25 protein-coding genes are annotated in these 23,206 nt (G+C 37.5%); 9 read left to right on the forward strand and 16 right to left on the reverse strand.

What is annotated here, in order from left to right; all coding sequences use genetic code 11:
- Positions 1-7: 7 nt before the first annotated feature.
- The 7 genes from ACH0B5_RS00115 to kduI all read right to left on the reverse strand — a co-directional run bounded on the left by ACH0B5_RS00115 (position 8) and on the right by kduI (position 6,576).
- Positions 8-763, reverse strand: a complete 756-nt coding sequence (locus ACH0B5_RS00115; protein ID WP_122972612.1) for an SDR family NAD(P)-dependent oxidoreductase — start codon at positions 761-763, stop codon at positions 8-10.
- Entirely contained in the window at positions 747-1,775 is a 1,029-nt protein-coding gene (locus ACH0B5_RS00120; protein WP_241559336.1) for a zinc-dependent alcohol dehydrogenase, read from the reverse strand. Before ACH0B5_RS00120 ends, ACH0B5_RS00115 begins: the two co-directional genes overlap by 17 nt.
- A gap of 93 nt (positions 1,776-1,868) precedes the next feature.
- On the reverse strand, positions 1,869-3,176 hold the full coding sequence (locus tag ACH0B5_RS00125; RefSeq protein ID WP_406927217.1) for a TRAP transporter large permease: 1,308 nt from the start codon (positions 3,174-3,176) through the stop codon (positions 1,869-1,871).
- A gap of 22 nt (positions 3,177-3,198) precedes the next feature.
- The gene (locus ACH0B5_RS00130; protein ID WP_122972609.1) at positions 3,199-3,687 is read right to left on the reverse strand and encodes a TRAP transporter small permease; all 489 of its coding nucleotides are present in this window, start codon (positions 3,685-3,687) and stop codon (positions 3,199-3,201) included.
- Between the two features lie 16 nt (positions 3,688-3,703).
- The gene (locus ACH0B5_RS00135) at positions 3,704-4,741 is read right to left on the reverse strand and encodes a TRAP transporter substrate-binding protein (RefSeq protein ID WP_241559335.1); all 1,038 of its coding nucleotides are present in this window, start codon (positions 4,739-4,741) and stop codon (positions 3,704-3,706) included.
- Positions 4,742-4,768: 27 nt separating this feature from the next.
- The gene (locus ACH0B5_RS00140) at positions 4,769-5,725 is read right to left on the reverse strand and encodes a C-terminal binding protein (RefSeq protein ID WP_122972608.1); all 957 of its coding nucleotides are present in this window, start codon (positions 5,723-5,725) and stop codon (positions 4,769-4,771) included.
- A gap of 20 nt (positions 5,726-5,745) precedes the next feature.
- A complete protein-coding gene (kduI, locus tag ACH0B5_RS00145) occupies positions 5,746-6,576 on the reverse strand; it encodes a 5-dehydro-4-deoxy-D-glucuronate isomerase (protein ID WP_406927218.1) in 831 nt (276 codons plus the stop codon).
- Between the two features lie 252 nt (positions 6,577-6,828).
- On the opposite strand from kduI, the gene ACH0B5_RS00150 reads away from it, so the two are divergent.
- The 3 genes from ACH0B5_RS00150 (at position 6,829) to bioB (ending at position 9,615) form a co-directional block, all read left to right on the forward strand.
- The gene (locus ACH0B5_RS00150; protein WP_122972606.1) at positions 6,829-7,590 is read left to right on the forward strand and encodes an IclR family transcriptional regulator; all 762 of its coding nucleotides are present in this window, start codon (positions 6,829-6,831) and stop codon (positions 7,588-7,590) included.
- A gap of 411 nt (positions 7,591-8,001) precedes the next feature.
- A complete protein-coding gene (locus ACH0B5_RS00155; RefSeq protein WP_122972605.1) occupies positions 8,002-8,619 on the forward strand; it encodes a biotin transporter BioY in 618 nt (205 codons plus the stop codon).
- Positions 8,620-9,615, forward strand: coding sequence for a biotin synthase BioB (gene bioB / locus ACH0B5_RS00160; protein WP_122972604.1), 996 nt, complete (start codon positions 8,620-8,622; stop codon positions 9,613-9,615). It begins immediately after the preceding gene.
- An 86-nt stretch (positions 9,616-9,701) separates the two neighbouring features.
- Here bioB and ACH0B5_RS00165 read toward each other — a convergent pair whose 3' ends face one another.
- Complete coding sequence (locus ACH0B5_RS00165; protein ID WP_122972603.1) at positions 9,702-10,610, reverse strand: LysR family transcriptional regulator; 909 nt, start codon at positions 10,608-10,610, stop codon at positions 9,702-9,704.
- Positions 10,611-10,742: 132 nt separating this feature from the next.
- Here ACH0B5_RS00165 and ACH0B5_RS00170 point away from each other — a divergent pair, with 132 nt between their 5' ends.
- The 5 genes from ACH0B5_RS00170 (at position 10,743) to modB (ending at position 16,221) form a co-directional block, all read left to right on the forward strand.
- Positions 10,743-11,831 (forward strand): NAD(P)-dependent alcohol dehydrogenase, encoded by a 1,089-nt coding sequence (locus ACH0B5_RS00170; protein WP_122972602.1) that lies wholly within the window; start codon positions 10,743-10,745, stop codon positions 11,829-11,831.
- A gap of 294 nt (positions 11,832-12,125) precedes the next feature.
- The gene (locus tag ACH0B5_RS00175) at positions 12,126-13,166 is read left to right on the forward strand and encodes an NAD(P)-dependent alcohol dehydrogenase (RefSeq protein WP_122972601.1); all 1,041 of its coding nucleotides are present in this window, start codon (positions 12,126-12,128) and stop codon (positions 13,164-13,166) included.
- A gap of 396 nt (positions 13,167-13,562) precedes the next feature.
- A complete protein-coding gene (locus ACH0B5_RS00180) occupies positions 13,563-14,663 on the forward strand; it encodes an ABC transporter ATP-binding protein (protein ID WP_122972600.1) in 1,101 nt (366 codons plus the stop codon).
- Positions 14,664-14,747: 84 nt separating this feature from the next.
- A complete protein-coding gene (gene modA / locus ACH0B5_RS00185; RefSeq protein ID WP_406927219.1) occupies positions 14,748-15,557 on the forward strand; it encodes a molybdate ABC transporter substrate-binding protein in 810 nt (269 codons plus the stop codon).
- Positions 15,538-16,221 carry a molybdate ABC transporter permease subunit gene (gene modB / locus ACH0B5_RS00190; protein ID WP_341362536.1) on the forward strand — a complete coding sequence of 228 codons (684 nt, stop codon included), beginning with the start codon at positions 15,538-15,540 and terminating at the stop codon, positions 16,219-16,221. Before modA ends, modB begins: the two co-directional genes overlap by 20 nt.
- Before the next feature lie 70 nt (positions 16,222-16,291).
- Here the strand turns inward: modB and ACH0B5_RS00195 are convergent, their stop codons facing one another.
- From ACH0B5_RS00195 to fdhF, 4 genes are read right to left on the reverse strand one after another with little or no spacing between them, the layout of a single operon-like run.
- A complete protein-coding gene (locus ACH0B5_RS00195) occupies positions 16,292-16,435 on the reverse strand; it encodes a hypothetical protein (RefSeq protein ID WP_174232701.1) in 144 nt (47 codons plus the stop codon).
- A 37-nt stretch (positions 16,436-16,472) separates the two neighbouring features.
- The gene (locus ACH0B5_RS00200) at positions 16,473-16,682 is read right to left on the reverse strand and encodes a heavy-metal-associated domain-containing protein (RefSeq protein ID WP_122972993.1); all 210 of its coding nucleotides are present in this window, start codon (positions 16,680-16,682) and stop codon (positions 16,473-16,475) included.
- A gap of 17 nt (positions 16,683-16,699) precedes the next feature.
- A complete protein-coding gene (locus tag ACH0B5_RS00205; RefSeq protein ID WP_406927220.1) occupies positions 16,700-17,197 on the reverse strand; it encodes a helical membrane plugin domain-containing protein in 498 nt (165 codons plus the stop codon).
- Positions 17,172-20,153: a formate dehydrogenase subunit alpha gene (gene fdhF / locus ACH0B5_RS00210; protein WP_122972991.1), complete on the reverse strand. Its 2,982-nt coding sequence runs from the start codon at positions 20,151-20,153 to the stop codon at positions 17,172-17,174. The genes ACH0B5_RS00205 and fdhF overlap by 26 nt, the downstream gene beginning before the upstream one ends.
- Positions 20,154-20,402: 249 nt before the next feature.
- On the opposite strand from fdhF, the gene ACH0B5_RS00215 reads away from it, so the two are divergent.
- Positions 20,403-20,621, forward strand: a complete 219-nt coding sequence (locus tag ACH0B5_RS00215; RefSeq protein ID WP_341362538.1) for a PCI domain-containing protein — start codon at positions 20,403-20,405, stop codon at positions 20,619-20,621.
- 104 nt (positions 20,622-20,725) lie between these two features.
- Here ACH0B5_RS00215 and moaD read toward each other — a convergent pair whose 3' ends face one another.
- Genes moaD through ACH0B5_RS00235 form a run of 4 tightly spaced genes read right to left on the reverse strand, consistent with a single transcriptional unit; the run spans position 20,726 to position 23,200 of the window.
- Positions 20,726-20,959: a molybdopterin converting factor subunit 1 gene (gene moaD / locus ACH0B5_RS00220; protein WP_341362539.1), complete on the reverse strand. Its 234-nt coding sequence runs from the start codon at positions 20,957-20,959 to the stop codon at positions 20,726-20,728.
- Positions 20,956-21,429, reverse strand: a complete 474-nt coding sequence (locus ACH0B5_RS00225) for a molybdenum cofactor biosynthesis protein MoaE (protein WP_341362540.1) — start codon at positions 21,427-21,429, stop codon at positions 20,956-20,958. Before ACH0B5_RS00225 ends, moaD begins: the two co-directional genes overlap by 4 nt.
- Positions 21,426-21,947 (reverse strand): molybdopterin-guanine dinucleotide biosynthesis protein B, encoded by a 522-nt coding sequence (gene mobB / locus ACH0B5_RS00230; RefSeq protein WP_406927221.1) that lies wholly within the window; start codon positions 21,945-21,947, stop codon positions 21,426-21,428. The genes ACH0B5_RS00225 and mobB overlap by 4 nt, the downstream gene beginning before the upstream one ends.
- Positions 21,911-23,200 (reverse strand): molybdopterin molybdotransferase MoeA, encoded by a 1,290-nt coding sequence (locus ACH0B5_RS00235; protein ID WP_406927222.1) that lies wholly within the window; start codon positions 23,198-23,200, stop codon positions 21,911-21,913. The genes mobB and ACH0B5_RS00235 overlap by 37 nt, the downstream gene beginning before the upstream one ends.
- Between the last annotated feature and the right edge of the window lie 6 nt (positions 23,201-23,206).

Raw genomic sequence — 23,206 nt, forward strand, 5'->3', positions numbered from 1 at the left:
GATTACACTATCTACCTAACCAACCGCCATCAATTGCAATCGTAAAACCATGGACATAGTCTGATGCCTGTGAAGCTAAGAAAATGACTGCACCTTGCATATCCTTCCCAGTTCCCCAACGTCCAGCTGGAATACGTTCGAGAATTTGTCTACTTCTTACTTCATCATGGATGAGCGCTTCATTCATTTCTGTCGCCATATAGCCAGGTGCGACACAATTGACATTGACTCCCTTTGATGCCCATTCATTAGCTAACGATTTTGTAAATTGCATAACTGCCCCTTTACTAGCCGCATAGGCCGGTACAGTGAAGCCACCTTGGAAGGAAAGCAGGGAAGCGACATTAATGATTTTCCCATAGCCCCGCTCTAACATTGGTTTGCCAAAGGTTTGACATAAACTAAAGACAGCGTTAGCATTTACGTTCATAACATAATTCCAATCTTCTTGAGGAAATTCCACTGCTGGATGTCTTTTTTGCACACCCGCATTGTTAACTAAAATATCAACTTCCCCTAGCTTTTCTTCTATTAAATGAAGTAATTCTTTATGCATTGGGATGTTCCCAATATCAAAGGCAATAGATACTGCATTTACGCCGAATTGCTCAAGCTCTTTAACTACTTCTGGACTTTCCTTCCTCGAGATAATCGCGACGTTTGCTCCAGCTTCAGCTAAACCTAGGGCAATTTCCTTTCCTAACCCGCGACTACCACCTGTAACAACTGCATTTTTACCAGTTAAATCAAATAATCGATGCATCGGTCTCCTCCTGAAATGCGTATAACACTTTAATCGCATCTGTTGGTGTAGTTAATAATTCAAAGCCTTCCATCGCTTGTTCTGGACTTAAAACATGGGTAATGATCTTTGAAAATTCTTCAAATCTTGATAATAAATCTAAAGCTAATTCCATATCCCGATTTGTATAAACTCGAACGAATTGAATCGATAATTCTTTAAACATACCTTGAATTAAGTTCATTTCCGTTGGCTTTTTATAAGCGGCAACAATGACAATCGTTCCTTGAACTTTCACGATTTCTGTAACTTGAGCTAAAACAGCTGGATGACCTGCACAATCAAATACATAATCGATTCCTTCTTGATTCGTCATATCCGCTAGCTCATTTTCAACATCATCTTTCAACGAATTAAAAGTTTTAAATCCTAATTGTTGGGCTTTTTGTAGACGAAGTTCATTCGCTTCAACGACGATCACTTCTGAAGCACCAAATGCTCGTAATGTTAAAGCAACACATAAACCAATCGTTCCAGCTCCATAGACAACCGCCCGATCTCCAACTAAAAACTTCGCTGTACGAACGGCATGGACAGCTACTGCAATCGGCTCAGTTAGGGCACCAAGTTTTAACGAAACATTTTCCGGTAATGGAATCACTTTATTTGCTTCGACCGCTACATAATCAGCCATTCCCCCATCTACATCAATTCCTACTAATTTCAAATTATTACAAACATGGGATTGCCCGATACGACATGGAATACAAGTACCACAACTAATTAAAGGATTAACCGTCACCTTTGTGCCAATGGGATATTTCGGATGTTCACTTGCAATAGTGGCCGAAAATTCATGGCCTAAAATGAGAGGAGCTTGTGCCCTTGGGTGTGTACCTGCAAATATATTTAAATCAGTACCACAAATACCTGCGTATGCATTTTTTAATAGAACATATCCTGGCGGCACATTCGGCTTATTTACTTCTTTACATTCCACTTTGTTCCCTGCTGTATAAAAAATGGCCTTCACGTTTTTCAACCTTCTTTCTAAAATTTTCCTTACCATATAGGAAAAGCGACCAAAAGTAATTTAACTCATACTTTCGGACGCCCTAATTCATTGCTATTCAATGAGGCCTAGTAACTTCGGTAACCATAATGAAAGATCAGGTATGTAAGTTACTAATAATAATACGACAACCGTGACAGCAAAAAATGGTATTAACGGGCGAATGACTTGTTCGATTTTCAATTTTGCTACACGAGCTCCGACAAATAAAACCGGTCCTACTGGCGGCGTAATCGTACCAATGCTTAAATTGAATACAACCATAATTCCGAAATGTACCGGGTCCATACCAAATTGCAATGCGATTGGTAAGAAAATAGGCGTGAAAATCAAGATAGCCGGTGTCGGGTCCATAAAGGTACCTACAATTAAAAGAACGATATTCATAATGATCAAAATAATGATCATATTATCTGTAAATCCAAGTAACGTATCAGCGATTAGTCTTGGAATTCCTGTAAATGACATCACCCATGACATAATAGTAGAAACACCTATTAAGAAAATAACAATTGCCGTTGTGCGGGTTGATTCTATTAAAATTCTAGGTAAATCTTTTATTTTAATCGTTCGATATATAAACGAAAGCAATAAAGCATATACGACGGCTATAGCCGAACCTTCTGTAGCTGTAAAGGCCCCTAGAATAATTCCTCCAATTACAATGATGATAAGTAACAAACTAGGAATCGCATCAATGAACACTTTTAACGCTACTTTAAAGGGAACTTTTTCATTTGATTTATAGCCTCTTCGTTTTGCAATAATAAAAGCTGCAATCATACAGGCGATACCCCATAAAATTCCTGGAATATAACCCGCCATAAATAATGCTGCAATGGATGTTCCTCCACTTACTAAAGAGAATACGATTAACGTATTACTCGGTGGAATTAACATACCTGTTGGTGCAGAGGCAATATTAACTGCCGCACTAAATGCACGATCGTACCCTTCCTTTTCTTGCATCGGGGCCATCGTTGAACCAACAGCAGCTGCCGCAGCAACCCCAGAGCCTGAAATGGAACCGAACATCATATTTGCTAATACATTTGTTTGTGCTAATGAACCTGGCATACGTCCTGCTAAAACTTTTGCACAATTTACTAAACGCATTGCAATACCGCCATTATTCATAATTACTCCAGCTAAAATAAAGAACGGAATGGCTAGTAGCGTAAAGGAATTCATCCCGGTAAACATACGTTGTGCCGAAGTTTGAAGAGCGTTTTCAGGATCTAATATGGAAAACATTGCAAGCACGGAGGCAATTCCTACACTAATACTAATTGGTGCACCAATGATAAGGAAAAATGCCACTGCTGCAAATAAAATTAAACCTGCTATTCCTGCAGAAACCATCGCTTATACTGCCCCTTCCTTGTTAATCCACTATTTCCAATGGCTTTTTCGTTTTTGAAATAATATAAATGTTATAAACGCAGTAGAAAATAATAAACAATCCGCTTATTGGCATTGCGGCATACAAATAACCGACAGGTATTTGCAATGCTGCAGACATTTGCGTCCATGCTAATTTTGTTATTGTTAAACCACCGGATAATAAAACAAGAGCAGAGAAGACAATAATACTTAGTTCTATAAAAATCTGAGTACCCATTTTCAGTTTTACTGGCAATGCATCCTGAATAAATTCAATACGCATATGGCCATTTTCTCCAAATACAAAAGCAGCACCAAATAGGACTAACCATACAAAACAATATTTTGCTAACTCTTCTGAAATAGCACTTGGATCGTTTAATACTAAACGGGTAAACACTTGCCATGTAACAAGAATAACTAATGCGCCGAACAATACGACGCATATAGTTGATAACACCTTATCAAGCACTTTTTTAATTGCTTCCATATGAAATCACCACCATTTATTTCGCTGCTTCACGAACTTTTTCATATAAATTTTTAGCAGTATCAGATGTTAACTTCTCTTGAACTAATGATTCAGTAGCTTTGCGGAATGGCTCGATATCGACTTCGTTAAATTTCGCTCCTGCTGCTTCTGCATCTTCAATCGCTTTTTTCACATCTTCATCCCACATTTCCACTTCACGATCAATGGCTGCAAGTAGCTCTTCTTTAAAGATTTGTTGATGTTCTTCGCTCATGCCGTCAAATAATTGGGAATTAACAAGTAAGTAGTCTGGGAACATTAAGTGCTTTGTATAAGAATAGTAAGGGGCGATTTCCGCATGTTTAAGGTTAGAATAAATTAATTCATTATTTTCCCCACCGTCAATAACACCTGATTGAATAGCAGTATATACTTCACCTTGACCCATTGGTGTACCAGTACCACCCATTTGTTCCATCATTTTAATGTTCGTATCTGATTCAATAATACGAATTTTTAATCCTTTTAAATCTTCCGGTGTGTTGATTGGTTTTTCACTGTTATATACGTTTCGTACGCCTGAGTGGAATGCACCAGCAACAAATAATCCTTGATCTTTTAGTGAAGAATACAAATCTCCTACAATTTCTTGATCATTTAAAACAGACATTTGATGTTCAGCTGATTCAAAAACGTATGGTAAATTGAATACTGCAAAGTCTTCATTGAAGTTTTCTAGTAAACTACCTGCAACGATAGACATCGCGATTGTACCTGTTTGCACTAATTCAATCGTTTCGCGTTGTGCACCTAATAATTCATTTGGGAAAATTTCAATTTCATATGCGCCGTTCGTACGTTCTTTCAATTTTTCACCGAACTCTTCCATCGCCTTATATTGTGGATGGTTTTCTGGTTGGTTAAATGCCACTTTCAATACTTGAGTTTTACCGTTAGAACTCGTTCCTTCTGCTTCCGTTTCTTTAGCTCCATCGCCGCCACAAGCTGCTAATATGGTTAATACAAGGGCGATAACCCCTAAAAACATAAATTGTTTGAATGATTTTTTCACCTTGGTCCCCTCCAATATGTGTTTTCATTAAATTTGATTAACAGGATAATGAAGCTTTTCGTTCTTCACATACCTTACTGCTTCTTCCGCCACTTTTCTTTTTAACTCTTGAGCTGCTTGCTCTGAATACCACGCCATATGCGGCGTACAAATAAAGTTCTCAAGGGTAAGAAGTGGGGAATCAGTCGTAATCGGTTCTTTTACCGAAACGTCCAAAGCCGCGCCAGCAATGTGATTGGAAGCTAACGCTTCATATAAAGCGTCTTCATCAACAATGCCACCCCGTGACACATTGATTAAATAACTCGTAGGCTTCATTCTTTTTAAAACGCTTTCATTAATGAGATTCATTGCCTGATCCGACGGACAATGAATAGAAATAATATCAGCCTGCGTAACAAGCTGCTCAAACTCAACAAATTCTATAAACGATAAATTAGATTCATATTTTTTATGTTGTGCTGAAACGTCATAAGCAATTACCTTACATCCTAATGCATGCACTTTTTTGGCAAACTCAGAACCGATACGACCGACACCGATTACGCCAACGACTTGCTCACTATGACGAAAAATAGGAATACTTTCTTGATAATCCCAAATACCTTCTTTTACTAAACGATTCATTTTCGTTATTTTCCTTGTAAGCGCTAGCATTAATGCCAATGCATGATCCGCTACTTCATGGGTACCATAGTCAGGAACATTACAAATTTGAACTCCATATTTCGTAGCTGCTGTTAAATCAATATTATTAACCCCTACACCATAACGAACGATTAACTTTAAATTCGGTAATTGAGATAAGACCTTTTCTGTAAATGGCGCATATTGATTAATGATGACAGAGGCATCTTGGCAATGTTGAATTAGATCATCCTCTGTCTCATTTTGTTGCAACTCAAACTCAATATGATGCTTTCTAAAAATCTCTTGTTCTATTTGAATATCCGCATGGTCACAGTCGGAAATAATTACTTTCATTTGTCATCACCCATTTTGCGTTATTTCAAATCTTTCATTGCAACGTGATCCATATCATCAAAGTCTAAATTTTCTCCGCACATTCCCCAGATGAACGTATAATTATTTGTGCCAATGCCGGAGTGAATCGACCAACTAGGTGATAGTACTGCCTGTTCATTCGCTATAACAATGTGACGAGTCTCGTTAGGTTGCCCCATTAAATGGAATACCCTCGTATCTTCTTCCATATCAAAATAAAAATATACTTCCATACGACGTTCGTGGGTATGACAAGGCATTGTATTCCAACCACTGCCCTCTGCTAATTCCGTCATTCCCATACTTAATTGACATGTTTCTAATACATCAGGATGTATGTATTGATTAATAACTCGTTTATTCATGTTACTGTCTGTTCCCATAGGACGCTTGATAGCCTTTTCTTGGTCAATTTTTACCGTCGGATATTTAGCATGGGCTGGACAACAATTGATATAAAATTTTGATGGATTGCTAGAATCAATCGATTCAAAATATAATTCTTCCGTTCCTCTCCCAATGTATAGTGCTTCTTTATGACCAATTTCAAAAGTTTCATCGTCACAAACAATTCGTCCTGGACCACCGATATTAATGACACCCATTTCACGTCGCTCTAAAAAGTACTTAGCAGCTAGTTCTTTTCCTGCATCTAGTGTAATTTTTTCGTTAATCGGATAAATGCCTCCGTAAATAATTCGATCTACATGGCTATAATGCAATGTCGCAGCATTTTCAACAAAAACTTTTTCCATTAAAAATTCTTCACGTAATTTTTCCGTTGTGTAATGTTTCACATCTTCAGGGTGATGTGCATAAACAATTTTCATAGTTTCTCCCCCTTTTTTATAAAGAAAGCGCTAACAAATAAGTAGGTTGTTCCACATTGTAGAACACCGTTCCGTTTCATAAACATTATATGCACAATAAATAATAATTACAAGAAAAAATTGATTTTTCAGCAAATTATACTAACAACTGTTAATATTTTGCTATATGATTTACAAATCTATTGATTTTCGAATATGATTGTTAAAGGTTACGAAAAATATTGAAAATATTAGAAATGGTGGAGAAATAAAATGGCAACCGTACAATCTATTGAACGCGCTTTCAGCATATTAGAACATTTATCTGAGCATCCAAACGGTATGCAAATTACGAAATTAGCTGCTGAAACTGGATTATCGAAAAGCACGGTCCATCGATTACTCTCAACATTAATCGAGTTGCAATATGTACGAAAAGATATGGAAACAGACCGATATTTCCTTAGCTATCGAGTTTTATATTTAACACGAAATGTTTTAAGTAATACTAGTTTAATTACTGTTGCAAGACCTTACTTAGAAAAGTTAGTGAAAGAAATTAACGAAACAGTACATTTATGTATTGAGGAAAATGAAGAGGTCGTTTATATCGATAAAATCGAGAGTAACCAGACAATACGAATGTATTCTCGCATAGGTAGTCGCGCCCCGATGTATTGTACTGGTGTTGGGAAAATGATGCTTTCAGGTAAAGATGACAACTATTTAAAGGATATCATGACAAGAATTCAATTTAAGAAACGCACTAATAACACCATTTTAACACCTACTGATTTACTTCAAGAAATTCATCATATTCAAAAAACTGGATACGCCCTCGATAACATTGAAAATGAAGAAGGAATTCGATGTATCGCTGCGCCTATATACAATTATTCGGGTAATATTATTGCCTCCTTCAGTATTTCTGGTCCAAGCACCCGAATCACCATGGAGCGTATTGAAGAAGAATTAGCAGAAAAAATATTAAACACGTCTCGAGTAATTTCTTCTCAGCTTGGGTATGTACAGTAAGAAATACGTTTTTAAGTCGTTATGGAATGATTTAAAAATGTTTTCTTGATTAGGACGTTTATAGAAACCGATCTTACAAAAGTTATTTTAGAATATTTTTACACCCCCTCATTCCAAATCTTGATTTGTAAAAGGAATAAAGCCTTGTTACAAGCAGAACCCCGTTCAAACTCGAACGGGGTTTTTAGTCTTCCTACTTTTAATGCTCTGCCCAGATCTAAACGTTTCAATTCTCCATTTTTATCCCGTAACAATAATCTTTGTTCTTTCCCGCTTTAAGTCCTCACCTTCAATGAGAAATCCCATATACCACAACCATTAACAATGGTAATTGACAAAAATTATGAAATCCTTTAAATTTGTGTTAACTTAATTAAAATTTAAGTTAACGTAAAAGGGAGGTTATGATTTATGAGTACAGTTCAAAGGACAATCTTTAAAACCAATGCATTAGATTTAGTGTACTGTGGAATGTTCGCAACGTTAATGATGATTGGAGCAAATATTACATCCTTTGCCCCATTCTTTGTTGTTGGAGGGGTACCCATTACACTACAAACTTTTTTTGCTGTGCTAGCAGGACTTGTGTTAGGAAGTAGAAATGGTGCGATTGCATGTACAGTTTACATGTTGATTGGCTTAGCAGGAGCCCCTGTTTTTGCCAAATTTAGTGGCGGCTTTGACAGTATTTTGTCACCTACATTTGGATTTATTTTAGTTTTTATTCTTTCGGCTTATACGGCAGGAAAACTTGTAGAAACATTCCAAACATTAACGTCCTACATTGTAGCAGCATTAACCTCAATGATCATTATCTATTTAGTAGGAACGAATTGGATGTACATGTCCTATAAAGTTTGGGCAGATGCACCACCTGAACTTTCCTATCAGCTGATTTGGGGCTGGATGCTAATACCACTCCCAAAAGATATTATTCTTGGAATCTTCGCTGCCTTATTAGCATTCCGACTGCAAAAAGTTTTAAAAATACTACCTATTAAACAATCAAGAACATTGGGGGAGAAATAGATGTGGACTCAGCTTGCGAAAGAAGTAATTGATGGGAAACAATTAAGTGAAGATGAAGCGCTAGCGATACTAAATAGCGATGATGATGAATTACTTCCTCTACTTAACGGTGCATTTCAAATCCGTAAATACTATTATGGTAAAAAAGTAAAATTAAATATGATTATGAATGCCAAAAGTGGATATTGTCCTGAAGATTGCGGTTATTGTTCCCAATCATCTAAATCTAAGGCGCCAATTGAAAAATATCCATTTATTACAAAAGAGGAAATATTAGAAGGGGCAAAACGTGCTTTTGAAAATAAAATCGGTACTTATTGTATCGTCGCAAGTGGACGCGGACCGACACGTAAAGATGTGAATGTAGTGAGTGAAGCAGTGAAAGAAATTAAAGAAAAATACGGGCTAAAAGTTTGCGCTTGCCTTGGATTGCTAAAAGACGAACAGGCAGAACAGTTAAAACAAGCTGGTGTTGATCGCTATAATCATAATGTGAATACATCAGAACGTCATCATTCTTATATAACAACAACTCACACTTATGAAGATCGCATCAATACAATTGACATTGTAAAAAAACATGGTCTTTCCCCATGTTCTGGAGCAATCATTGGCATGAAAGAAACGAAAGAAGATGTTATTCAAATTGCACGAGCATTAAGAGAGTTGAATGCTGATTCGATTCCAATTAATTTCCTTAATGCCATTGATGGGACAAAGCTCGAAGGTACGAAAGAATTAAATCCAATCTATTGTTTAAAAGTTCTCGCATTGTTTCGTTATATGAATCCAACAAAAGAAATTCGAGTTGCAGGTGGTCGCGAAGTGAATTTACGTACACTACAACCTCTTGCCCTATACGCTGCCAATAGCATCTTTGTTGGTGATTATTTAACAACAGCTGGTCAAGAAGTAAATGTTGACTATCAAATGCTAGAAGACCTTGGTTTTGAAATTGAGATAAATGAGAAACAGGAAGCATTGAGCAATGCTTAAAAAAACTTTAATAATTAAACAATAAAAGCGCAAAATGATGGTCTCAAAAGGAAGCCACATTGCGCTTTTTTCGTTACCTTATGAAACTATTTTATTAAACTACTATTACTATTTTTATTAATGTCAGCAAATGCTTGAATCATATGTTGGCGAAACTGTGTTGCTACGTAGGAATACTTTCTATCTTTCAACCAAGCGAATCCTACCATTTGGAAGCAGTGGTCATTTTTCAAACGAATAATTTTTGTATTTTTTAAATGATTGCCTAAAAAGGAATACTCGGGATAGAAGGAAATCCCTTGTCCTTCATCGACTAGCTGTAAAACAATCGATAATTCGGTTCCTTCGAAAACGATGTTCGGTTTAAAGCCGGATTGTAAGCAACAGTGCTCAAACATACTAACCGATTCTAATCCTGATTTATAGCCGATAAAGCGCTCATTTTTCGCTTCGATTAAATCAATTTCATCATATTGGGCTAACCAATGATCTTTCGGAACGATTAAATCTAACCGTTCTTTTAAGACAGGAAGCCACTCAATGCCCTGTCCTATAATCGGGGTATTGGAAACACATAGCTCAATTTCCCCACTAATTAACCGCTCTTTAGCAACTACATCAGGTAGGATGGATTGATAGATTCGGACATTCGGTCGTCTTTCATAAAAACTTCTAAAAATAGGAGGGAGAATAGTAGAGCTCATCACACTTACAGAGACTTGATCTTCCTCTATCCCAGCCATTTCTTGAACAGCTTCATGGGCATCTTCTAAAATTCTTAGCGCTCGTTCTACTTCTTTTGCAAAATATTTTCCATAACGATTCAGTCGAATGTTCTTTCCATTTCTATCAAATAAAGGGACTCCTATATCATCTTCTAATTTAGCAATCGTTTTACTTAAAGATGATTGTGAAATATTTAAAGCAGATGCAGCATGAGACATATGCTCGGTCTTTGCAACAGTTAAAAAATAATGTAACTGTAATAACTGCATATTCTCCCCCCTTATGAATCATAATGTATATAGTTATTCACTCTGAACTATTGTACCGATTTTTCCATAGGATTACGATAAATACGTTCGAAATATCCATGAAATAAAATATTATTTTAGGAGTGTTTTCCCATGAAAATTAAAGCTGCTGTTACAAATGGACAAGGGCAAGATTTTGTTCTTGAAGAAGTAGAATTAGCTGCACCAAAAGCAAATGAAGTATTAGTTAAAATTGTTGCAACAGGTGTTTGTCATACAGATGCTGTTGCAAGGGATGCAGCCATCGCTCCCCTTCCTGCCGTACTTGGTCATGAGGGTGCTGGTATTGTTGAAGAAGTTGGGTCAGGTGTTACTCGTTTCGCAAAAGGTGATCATGTTGTATTATCCTTTGCCCATTGTGGTCATTGTGATAACTGTTTAACAGGTCACCCATCCGTTTGTGAAACGTTCAATGACTTAAACTTTGGTGGTATGCATGACGACCATACTCACCGCTTATCAAAAGATGGACAACCCCTTTCTACATTTTTCGGTCAATCCTCTTTCGGTACCTTTGCCATTGCCCATGAGCGCAATGTAGTAAAAGTTGATAAAGATGTCGATTTAGCTTTACTTGGTCCTCTAGGATGCGGAATTCAAACAGGGGCAGGTACTGTATTAAATAAAATGAAACCAGAATTCGGTTCAACAATTGCGATTTATGGTGCTGGAGCAGTTGGTTTAAGTGCGATTATGGCTGCTAAAATCGTAGGCTGTAAAACAATTATTGCAGTTGATGTACACGATTCACGTTTAGAACTAGCAAAAGAACTTGGAGCTACACATACATTTAACGGAACAAAAGTAGATGTCGTAAAAGAAATTAAAGAATTGACAAATGGCGGTACAAAATACGCCGTAGATACAACAGGGGTTCCACCAGTTGTTCGACAATGTTTACAAGCCCTACGTCCCCTTGGTACTGCTGCAATCGTTGGTGTTACACCGGAAATGAATATTGATGTTCATAACGATATAATGGCTGAAGGAAAAACGATGATGGGTGTTATTGAAGGCGACGCTGTACCTAACGTCTTTATTCCACAATTAGTTGAATATTACAAAGCAGGTCAATTCCCATTTGATAAATTAGTAAAATTCTTTGATTTCGACCAAATTAACGAAGCTTTTGAAGCATCAAAATCAGGCGAAGCAATTAAACCGATTTTACGTATTCAATAAAACAGACGAAAACCACTTCATTTCAAACAATGAAGTGGTTTTTTATATCTTTTCATATGGAATTCCCTCTCTCCGATATTACTATCTCTACCAGCCCACTTCCAACGAAAGTTATAACGACTGCTACGATAAACTCACTAACCATACTTACTACCAATCATTTGAACAAACTTTCAGTAGAAATTAACTATTGACCTAGAGTTAACTATAAGGAGTAACATTGAATTGCAAGAGAAATAGTAGGATATCACCTCTATCCTCTTGTAAAAGGAATTGTATTATAGGAGGTATATTATGATAACTGCTAAAGCTAGAGCTGTTGATGGTCCTGACAAACCGTTCCGTCCAGCCGAAATTAAACGACGTGATCTTGATTTACATGATGTGCTAATTGAAATTAAATATGCCGGCATTTGCCATTCTGACATTCATACTGCCCATGGTGAGTGGGGTCCAGTCCATTATCCACTTGTTCCTGGCCATGAAATTGCAGGGGTTGTTACAGCGGTTGGGCCAAATGTGACAAAATACAAAGTAGGCGACCGAGTTGGCGTCGGATGTATGGTTGACTCCTGTGGTGAATGTGAAAACTGCCTTAAAGGGGAAGAACAATATTGCCTTAAAGGAAATATCCAAACGTATGCTGGTGTAGATAAATATGGCGAGCCTACTCAAGGCGGCTATTCTACTCACATTGTTGTATCTGAGGACTTCGTCTTGAGAATCCCTGATAACATCGAATTTGATGTTGCAGCTCCACTTCTTTGTGCCGGGATTACGACTTATTCTCCATTAAAACATTGGGGAGCGGCTCCTGGTAAAAACGTAGCGATTGTCGGTATGGGTGGTCTTGGTCATATGGCTGTCCAAATTGCTCATGCAATGGGTGCCGAAGTAACAGTTCTATCCCAAACATTGAAGAAAAAAGAAGATGGTCTTGAATTAGGGGCAGATCATTACTATGCAACAAGTGATCCAGAAACATTCGAAAAACTTGCCGGAACTTTTGACTTAATCATTAACACAGTTAGTGCAAAGATTAATCTAGATGCATATTTAGGATTACTAGCACTTGATGGCACATTAGTAAATGTTGGTGCCCCTGCAGAACCGTTATCAGTCGGTGTGATGAATTTAATTGGGCATCGTCGTTCCTTTGCCGGTTCAATGATTGGTGGTATCCGTGAAACTCAAGAAATGCTAGACTTCTGTGCAAAACATAACATTGTTCCTAAAATTGAAGTTATTTCAGCTGATCAAATTGATGAAGCTTACGAACGCGTACTAGCTTCAGATGTAAAATATCGCTTCGTTATTGATATTAGTACTATGTAATTTATTTTTAAGGATGTCCAATAAGCTTTGCTTTTGGGCATTCTTTTTATTTCGGAATTAATGTTTAAAGTAAAATAAAATAAATCGAAACAAATTACCAATAAATACTATTCAGAAAGTTATAAGATTCCCCCATTCCCCCCAATATAGAGAATATATCTCCACATCTAAAGGTAAATGACAAGATTCATGCTAGTTATCCTTTTCAATCACACCTATTTTTAGAATATCTAATACTGATAAAGTGTTATAAATGAAACACATATCAATCTATTATATTATAATAAGGTATAAAAAATTATTCATGATATTATCCTACAATGTGTGCAGTATATTTATACGCGTTTATTTTTTTATCTACCAACGGGACTACATAGTTTTAAAAGGATGGTGGTTATGGTTGAATTAAAGCTACAACACATATATAAAACTTACAATAATAATATACAAGCAGTAAAAGACTTCAACCTTGATATAAAAGATAAAGAATTTATTGTTTTAGTTGGACCTTCAGGTTGTGGAAAGTCTACCCTTTTACGACTAGTAGCCGGCTTAGAAGATCTCTCACAAGGTATCATTCTAATGGATGGAAAACCGATGAACGATGTTTCTCCAAAAGATCGTGATGTTGCTTTTGTTTTCCAAAACTACGCCCTTTATCCCCATTTGAACGTCTATCAAAACATGGCATTTGGTTTAAAAAGTCGTAAATTCCCAAAGGATGAAATTGATCGTCGTATAAAAGAGGCTGCCCATATTTTAGATATTGAAAAATATTTAAGCCGCAAACCAAGGGCTCTTTCAGGTGGGCAACGTCAACGGGTAGCATTAGGTCGTGCCATTGTTCGAGATGCCAAAGTATTCTTAATGGATGAGCCGCTTTCAAATTTAGATACAAAGCTCCGTACCCAAATGCGTACTGAAATTATAAAGCTACATCAACGGTTACAAACGACTACCATTTACGTAACCCATGACCAAACAGAAGCAATGACAATGGCAACTCGCCTAGTTGTAATGAACAACGGGGTCATTCAACAAGTTGGTGTTCCTAAAGAAGTGTACGAAAAGCCTAATAATGTTTTTGTTGGAGGCTTTATTGGCTTACCTCCGATGAACTTTTTTTCTGGTACCCTTTTAGATGGCAAAATCCGTATTGGCCATTTGTCAATCCCGATTCCAGAAAGTAAAATGATGGATTTACGTAAACAAGGGTATTTGAACAAAGAAATCATAATGGGTATCCGTCCAGAAGATTTTCACGATTTTCATAAAACATCTACAGTAGATTCTTTTATTGATGCAAAAATAGAAGTTATAGAGTTGTTAGGGGCAGAAAATATTCTCCATTCGCAAATCGCAGGGCAACCATTCACTGCACGAATCGATACACAATCTGTTGTCCAACAAGGACAAATGTTCAAACTAGCATTGGATATGAATAAAGTTCATTTTTTCGATTACGAAACAAAAAATCGCATTACACTAGATGAATAATTGTCAGTTTAAAATGTTTATTTAAAGGAATGGAATAAAAATTGTTATAAATAATTTCCTATAAAGGATGATAGGAGTCTAAACATGCAAAATCGCTTTAAATTCACAACTATTTTCTTATTTTTACTTATCTTTGTCGCAGCATGTTCTAATAACGAACAGGCAGATCCATCTTCAGACAAGCAGGAACAAACCTCTGAAAGTAAGGAGGAGCAATTAACTATTTCAGCAGCAGCTAGTTTAAAAGATGCAATGGATGTTATTCAACATACATACGAAGAAGAACATCCCGAAATTACGTTGCAATTCAACTTTGGGGGTTCTGGTTCTTTGCAGCAACAAATTTCACAAGGAGCGCCGGTGGATTTATTTTTCTCAGCTGCAGAAGATAAGTTTGATTTGCTCGTTGATGAGGGAATGATCGCAAAAGAGGATGGAATAGATCTTCTTGGAAATGAACTTGTACTCGTTGTCCCGAAAGAAAATCAATCCATTAAAGAATTCGAAGACCTTGTAACAGAAACAGATAAAATTTCAATCGGAACTCCTGAAACAGTGCCTGCAGGAAAATACGCCAAAGAATCCCTTGAAAAGATGGATTTATGGAAAGATATTGAATCAAAAGTAGTCTATGCAAAGGATGTTCGGCAAGTATTATCCTATGTTGAAACCGGTAATGTGGAAGCTGGCATTGTGTATAAAACCGATGCATCCGTTTCAAATAAAGTAGAAATTGTTGCTTCTGTCGATCCTGCTACCCATTCTCCTATTATTTACCCTGTTGGCATTATAAAGGATTCCAAACATTACGAAGCAGCAAAGGAATTTTATGAGTACTTACAAAGCGACGAAGCGTTAAAGGTGTTTGAGGAATATGGATTTACTACTAAATAAAGATTTTATGCAAGAATTTTTAAGCCCTATTTGGTTGTCCATCAAAATCGCGACTATATCAGGTATTGTCGTTATTTTGCTTGGAACATTAATTGGCCGAATTTTTGCTAGAAAATCTTTTAAGGGAAAAGCCATTGTAGAAACCCTTCTCATGCTTCCTATGGTTCTCCCGCCTACAGTTGTTGGATTTTTCCTAATCGTCGTTTTTGGAAGGAATAGTATAGCTGGACAAGCTATTGAATGGCTTTTTCATCAACCGATTATTTTCACTTGGTGGGCGGCTGTCATCGCTTCGATTGTAGTAGCCTTTCCCCTCATGTATCAGTCGGCCAAATCAGGCTTTCAAGGAGTCGACCTTAATATCGAAGAGGCAGCTAGAGTAGATGGCGCCAACGAATGGAGAATTTTCTTATTTATTTCCATTCCCCTAGCTTCAAAAAGTCTTATTTCTGGGGCGATATTAAGCTTTGCACGGGCATTAGGTGAATTTGGCGCTACCTTAATGTTCGCTGGTAACATTCCGGGAGAAACACAGACAATTCCTACTGCCATTTATATTGCGATTGACTCTGGTAATATGCAATTGGCGTGGATGTGGGTCATTTCAATCGTCATCCTTTCCTTTTTAATGTTGCTAGTTGTACGGGTAAAACAGAATGATTAAGGTTAAATAAAACAGGTGTAGACAAACAAATTGTTTGTCTACACCTGTTTAAATTTGTGCTCGCTTCAAATTACTGTAACTCCTCATGTTCAAAATAAGGAAAATCACGATCCGTTCTACAGTTTTCACATACATGAAGTATTCTTGTTGAAGGTTGTTCATTATTTTCCTGTTCTTCGTTTTCTTCAAACCCACAAACTTCACATACTTTCATCTTGCTCCTCCTCCCAACAAAATCTTATCGACACATGCTAATTCAACACGTTATACCCTATATCTTTTACAGCTTGAAGAAAATCTACATGGGAGGCAGCTTTCTCATCATAAGCAAAAGTAGCCGTTTTGTTTGCTAAACTTACTTCTGCATCGCGGACTCCCCAAACTGATTCCAAAGCTTGAAGGACTTTATGAACATCTTCCTCATTTTGTAATCCTTCAATTTTAATGCTTCCCTTTTCCAATTTATCCAATCTCCTTTTTAATGTAGGTCTCGTTTATCCCTTTGAAATACCTCTCCCATCCCTTCCAACAAACCTAGCATAGTAAAGAGGGACGTCCTTACTTCATCGTTTCGAAAACTATTTCCAAGTTGCCATAAGCTTACTTTATCATTTCGATCAATTCTTTCCCCTAATTTTTCTAGACCACGAGTAACTCCATTTAGAAGGACTTGTAATTCATCCGGATTCAATTGACCAAGGAATTTAAAAGTATTCATACCGTTTTTAATTATATTATGCATACCCGGCTGGTTGACCTGTTGTATAGCAATTGACCCTACATCAACCCGTTTTTCAAGCAAGCCATTTATTGCTTCTAACACCCCCATATCTTGGAGATGTTTAATAATTCCAATTGTTGATATAATCGCTTCTCGATTACTTGCTAAAGCAGCGATAATCTCTGAAATTGCTTGTGATTGTTCCTCTTCAGGAGTAGGAATTTCTTTTCTAATTTGCTTGATTGCTTCCGCCATATTGTTCTCCTCCTATTTCGAATAAATCTGTAATTGGGGTAAAATCATCTCGGTTCCATTTCTCCTCCACTCGTACACTAATTTGCGGCATACGATTTCCAAATCGATGATTTACCTTTGGCAACGGCGGTTCTCCCTTTTGCTCCAATACTTCCATTTTGACACCCATTTCTTTATAGTTCGGCGTATGGGTAATCAAGTCATGATAACTACTCGTTAGACGGTTAACTGCTTCAACATCTTCCCGCGTATTCATCGTCAAGTACAATTCCTTTCCTGCTACACGGTCCGTGACAATGGCTCTTACTTTAACTTGTCCGTATGGAGATGTAAGACGTACTAATGAACCGTCTTCAACGCCCCTTTCCTTTGCCAATTCCGGCGAAATTTCAAGCCATGGATGGGGAACTTTATGGGTAAGACCTTCAGATCTATACGTCATATTTCCTTCATGGAAATGTTCTAACAAACGACCGTTATTAAGGTGTAGGTCATATTCTTCTCCTGCTTCAAAAGGAGGCGTCCAATCAACTGGAACAAGCCGCGCTTTGCCATCTGGGAAGACAAATCGTTTTTCGTATAGCAGTGGCGAATCCGTACCATCCTTTTTAACCGGCCAAATTTGACTGTTGAACCCTTCCAACCTTTCATAACTAACACCTGCAAAATATGTCGCAAGACTCGCTGCTTCATCCATAATTTCACTTGGATGTTGGTAATTCCAATTCGCACCGAGAAGATTCGCAAGTTCTTGGAATATCATCCAATCCGGTTTGGAATCACCAAGGGGCTCAAACACTTTATAAAACCTTTGAATTCGACGTTCTGTATTAACAAACGTACCATCCTTCTCAAGGCTCGGGGATGCTGGCAATACCACATCAGCAAATTGGGCTGTTTTACTAAAGAACACATCTTGGACAACGAAAAATTCCAATTTCTCAAGCATCGAATCGACAAAATTCACGTTTGAATCTACCAATGCCATTTCTTCACCAAATAAATACAGCGCCTTCAGTTTGCCTTCCTTAACCCCTTCCAGCATTTGATGATTATCCAAACCTGGGTCCTTCGGTAATGTAACTCCCCATGCTTCTTCATAACGTTTTCTAACTTTGTCATCTTGAATCGGTTCATATCCAGGCAACCATGCAGGCATTGTACCGAAATCACAAGCACCTTGAACATTGTTATGTCCTCTAAGCGGATATGCTCCTGTTCCTGGGCGTCCGAAATTTCCAGTGATAAGTAGCAAGTTAGCGATTGCAGTACTCGTATCGGTTGCACCTTTATGTTGGGTAACCCCCATCGCCCAAAGTATGCAAGCCGTTTTAGACTTATGAAGCATAGTAGCTACTTGAATCATGTCATCTTTTGATAGTCCTGTTGCCTTTTCAGCATAGTCTAGCGTGTATTTATTTAAAGATTGAATATATTCATCCAAACCGTTTACCCGATTTTTTAAGAACTCTTTATCTTCCCAGCCTTGATCTAAAATATATTTTGTTACAGCGGAAATCCAAATAAGATCCGTACTAGGTTTTGGATGAATAAACAGGTTCGCACGCTGTGCTAATTCGTTTTCCCGCAAGTCTGCCACGATAAGTTTTTGTCCGTGAAGCTTATGGGCACGTTTAATACGCGTTGCAAGAACAGGATGGGATTCAGCTGGATTCGCACCGATTACAATTATCAATTCCGACTTTTCAATGTCTCTTATTGTTCCAGAATCTCCTCCAATTCCAACTGTCCGTAAAAGGGCTGCTGTTGCAGGTGATTGACAATATCTTGAACAATTATCAACATTGTTTGTCCCCATAATCGCGCGGGCAAATTTTTGGAATAGGAAATTTTCCTCGTTGGAACATTTCGATGAAGCAATATATCCGATGGAATCAGGTCCATATTGTTCTTTAATACCTGATAATTTTGACGCAATTAATTTAAGGGCCTCATCCCAAGTCGCTTCCACAAATTCATTCCCTTTACGAATTAAAGGTTTTGTTAGGCGCTCTTCACTATTGACATAATCCCAGCCCCATTTCCCTTTCACACATGTAGAAATGCCATTAACCGGTGCATGTTCTTGAGGCTCAATTTTTAAAATTTTACGGTCTTTTGTCCAAACTTCAAAGCTACATCCGACCCCACAATACGTACATACCGTTTTCGTACGTTTAATTCTTGCCTTTCTCATCGCTGCTTCCATTTCGGAAATCGCAAAAATTTCCTTGTAGCCTGGTTCTACTTCTTTTGTTAAATCAATCATTGGTTCTAAAATTTTAGGTGGAATATTTGTTAAATAACCAGCTTCACCGAGCATGGATTTCTCCATCAATGCATTACATGGGCAAACCGTTACACAATGTCCACAACTTACACAGGAAGATTCATCAATCGGTACATCGTTGTCCCAAATCACGCGGGGCTTCTCTCGATTCCAATCAATAGTCAATGTTTCGTTTACTTGTAGATCTTGACATGCCTCTACGCATCTTCCACATAAAATACATTGATCGGGCTCATATCGATAAAATGGGTGGGAGTGATCTGGTGGGTATGGCTTTGCTTCAAATTCATATTTTTGGTGTTCAATTTCCAAATATTCGGCTGTATTATGAACGACACAGTTCCCATTATTATTGTCACAAACTGTACAATACAGCTCATGGTTCTTTAATATTCTAGACATTGCTTCATACTGAGCATCTTTTACAACTTTAGAATTTGTATCTACATTCATACCAGGTTGTACTTTTGTTGCGCATGCACGGACCATTTCACCATCAACATTGACAAAACATGTATCACAAGTTTGAATAGTTCCAAGATTAGGATGATAACAGATACTCGGTATATAAGATTCATTTGCCTGGGCGACTTCCAAAATGGTTTGATCAGAATGGGCCGCAAATTCTTGCCCATTAATTTGGATGGAAAATGAAGTTTGTTTCATATCATTACTCCTTATTTACAATATTTGATGGATGCTCCTACAAAACAATATTCCTCCAAAGTATGTCCAATAAATAAAGGGATAATCATGTATATTTACCTTATCGATAAAAAAACGGTAGTCTTTGCGTTAAAAATCCAATAATTTATAAATCAAATAGGCATAAGAAAAAGGCTCAAAGGTTAATCTTATAATGGATACTCTATTTGATTCATTTTTGAAATTGATTATAAGAAAGGTTTGAAAAAAATGGATAAGGAAGTATTATATGAGCGTGTTCAAAATATGATTGTTTCTTCAACGAAAAAACCGAAATACACAGCCCTTTCTACAGTAAAAATTGCAGATATATTTGGTGTTCAGTCTGAGGATGTAGAAAAAACGTTGGATGAATTAATCAAAGAAGGGCGTTTAAATAAGTCAACATTGCCTGAGCCACCAAATTATGAAATTTACCTATTACCCTAAGAGGGGCTCCAAATTCATAAATGAATTGTAACTAAAAAAAGTCGACTTCCTATACAATAGGAATCGACTTTTTTAGATTTGCTCGGAATATGTTAAAGGATTTATCATCCCCCACTAATAGGTGGAATAAAGGCGACTGTATCTCCATCTTTTACGATCATATCATCTGTTGCAAATTCTTCATTAACAGCTGTCATCATATTTTGTAAAGAAAGTTGTGGATATTGATTTTCCATCCAATCTTTCAATTGACCAACTGTATAGTCTGACACGTCAACTTTCAACTCGGATTGACCGATTGTTTCTTGTAAGTGGGCAAAAAGCAATATTTTAATCACGAGCGTTCTCCTTCCTCGCTAGGTAGATTTTTCGGATAGGGCACATTTTCTAATTGATCGCCAATCCATTCCGTCCCATCTTCCCAATATTCTTTTTTCCAAATAGGAACGATTTGTTTAATCCGATCAATTGCATATTCATTTGCCATATAAGCAATTTTACGATGGGGCGATGACACCGCAATAACGACGGCAATATCCGAAATTTCTAGATGACCAACGCGATGGGTTATCGCAACGATCGCTTCTGGCCACTTCTCTTGTATTTCTTTAGCGATTTGCTCAAACATTTTAATCGCCATCTCTGGATAGGCTTGATATTCCAAATGGAGTGTTTTCTTCCCCTTTGTCATTTCACGTACTGTTCCGATGAAAATCGTAATCGCACCAGCGTTTCGGCTTACTACTTTTTGTCTAACTTCCTCCACGTCAATAGGTTTATCTACGATTTCAAAAAAGGATGTACTCATATTTTCCCCCTCATTTCTGCCATTAAAAATTCCATATACTGTGCTGTATCATGAATTGAGAATGTTGGATACTCTAGCGGTTTTGTTAATGGGTAAGATGGCCAATATATCACACAAATAATATTGGACACTTTTTCAAGTAAAGCTTGATCTTCTAAAGTACGTAACAGGACAACCTTCGAAAAATGTTCTTCTTTATATCCTTCTATTAAGATGATATCGGTTTTAAAAGAAGCATAAATCGCTAATATATCGTCCAGATTCCAGTTGTTTTGATGAATACTCATGCGCAAAGTACCATCTCCTTCAACTGCTGTTACCTGTGCCCCTGCCTGTTCATGACGAAAACTATCTTTTGATTCGCTCATAGGAATTCCACCATGTCCATGATGCTTGATAGTTCCTACTTTTAGGCCACGAGCCGTTGCTTGTCTAATAAGCCGTTCCATTAACGTTGTTTTTCCGCTATTTTGATAACCTACTACTTGTAGGATTTTACGATGTTGTTCCAAGGCCACTCACTTCCTTGCAAATCTTCCAACAATAACACATCGATTTGCATCCCTTTTTCGTATCCTCGAGAACCTCCAGGCAATACAATTAAGGCATTCGCTTCCACTAAGGAAGATACCGCGCTCGATTTATCAAAACCAGAAGGTACTGCAACTAATTGTCCGTTATCGTACGAAACTGTCGCTCGGACAAAACGGGTAAATGGATTTGCTTTTGTAAAATCGGCACCTAAAACAGCGGACTCTCTCCGTAAATGTGGCTGCTTATTACTAAATGCAGTGCGAATAATAGGACGAACAAAAAGTTCAAATCCAACAAAGCAAGCGGAAGGATTACCTGAAAGTCCAAATAAAACTTTCTCTCCCCGAGCAGCAACAGTCGTTACACTTCCCGGCCGCATTGCGACTTTATTAAACAATACATTGGCTTCAATCGCTTCATAAATAGCTGGCAAGTAATCATAATCACCTACAGAAACTCCTCCTGTAGTAATTAATAGATCTACTTCTTCCAAGGCGTTTTTAACAACGTCAATACATACATTCAAATCATCGCTAAATTTCCCAAAGTATTTGGCGGTTGCTCCAGCACGTTCAATTTGAGCCATCATCATATACGCATTACTATTTCGAATCTTTCCAGGTTGTAAAGATTCTCCGGGTTCAAGCAACTCACTTCCAGTTGCAATAACGCCTATAATCGGTTTTCGAAAAACAGGCACTTGGTCATAACCGAAAGTAGCAAGTAAAGCGACAGCACCTGGATTAATATATTGACCTTTTTCTAAAAGGATAGCTCCTTTTTGAACGTCCTCTCCCTTGTAGGAAATATTTGTTCCCGCTTCAAAAGTCCGTTTAATGGACATATACATCTCGTTATTTTCTTCAAAGGTATGGGCTAATTCTAGCATAACAACTGCGTCACACCCTTTTGGAATTGGAGCCCCCGTCATAATACGAACCGCTTCTAGCTGTCCTACTGTATCTTCAAATACAAAGCCTGCACCGATTTCTCCTACAACCTTAAAGGTTACAGGATTTTCTGAACTTGCATCATTACTATCCACTGACCGGATAGCAAAACCATCATAAGGTGAGCGATCAAAAGCTGGTACATCAGCATCTGCAGCGACATCTTCTGCAAGAAAACGTCCATGGGCTTGTAGTAATGGGACCAACTCTTTTTTTTCTTGAAAGGCATATTCCATCACCCGTTGAACAGCTTCCCCCACTGGGATTAGTTTTCTTTTTTCTAACATCAGGTC

The sequence above is a fragment of the Ureibacillus sp. 179-F W5.1 NHS genome (assembly GCF_045369345.1).
In the GTDB taxonomy this organism is placed as follows: domain Bacteria; phylum Bacillota; class Bacilli; order Bacillales_A; family Planococcaceae; genus Ureibacillus; species Ureibacillus halotolerans.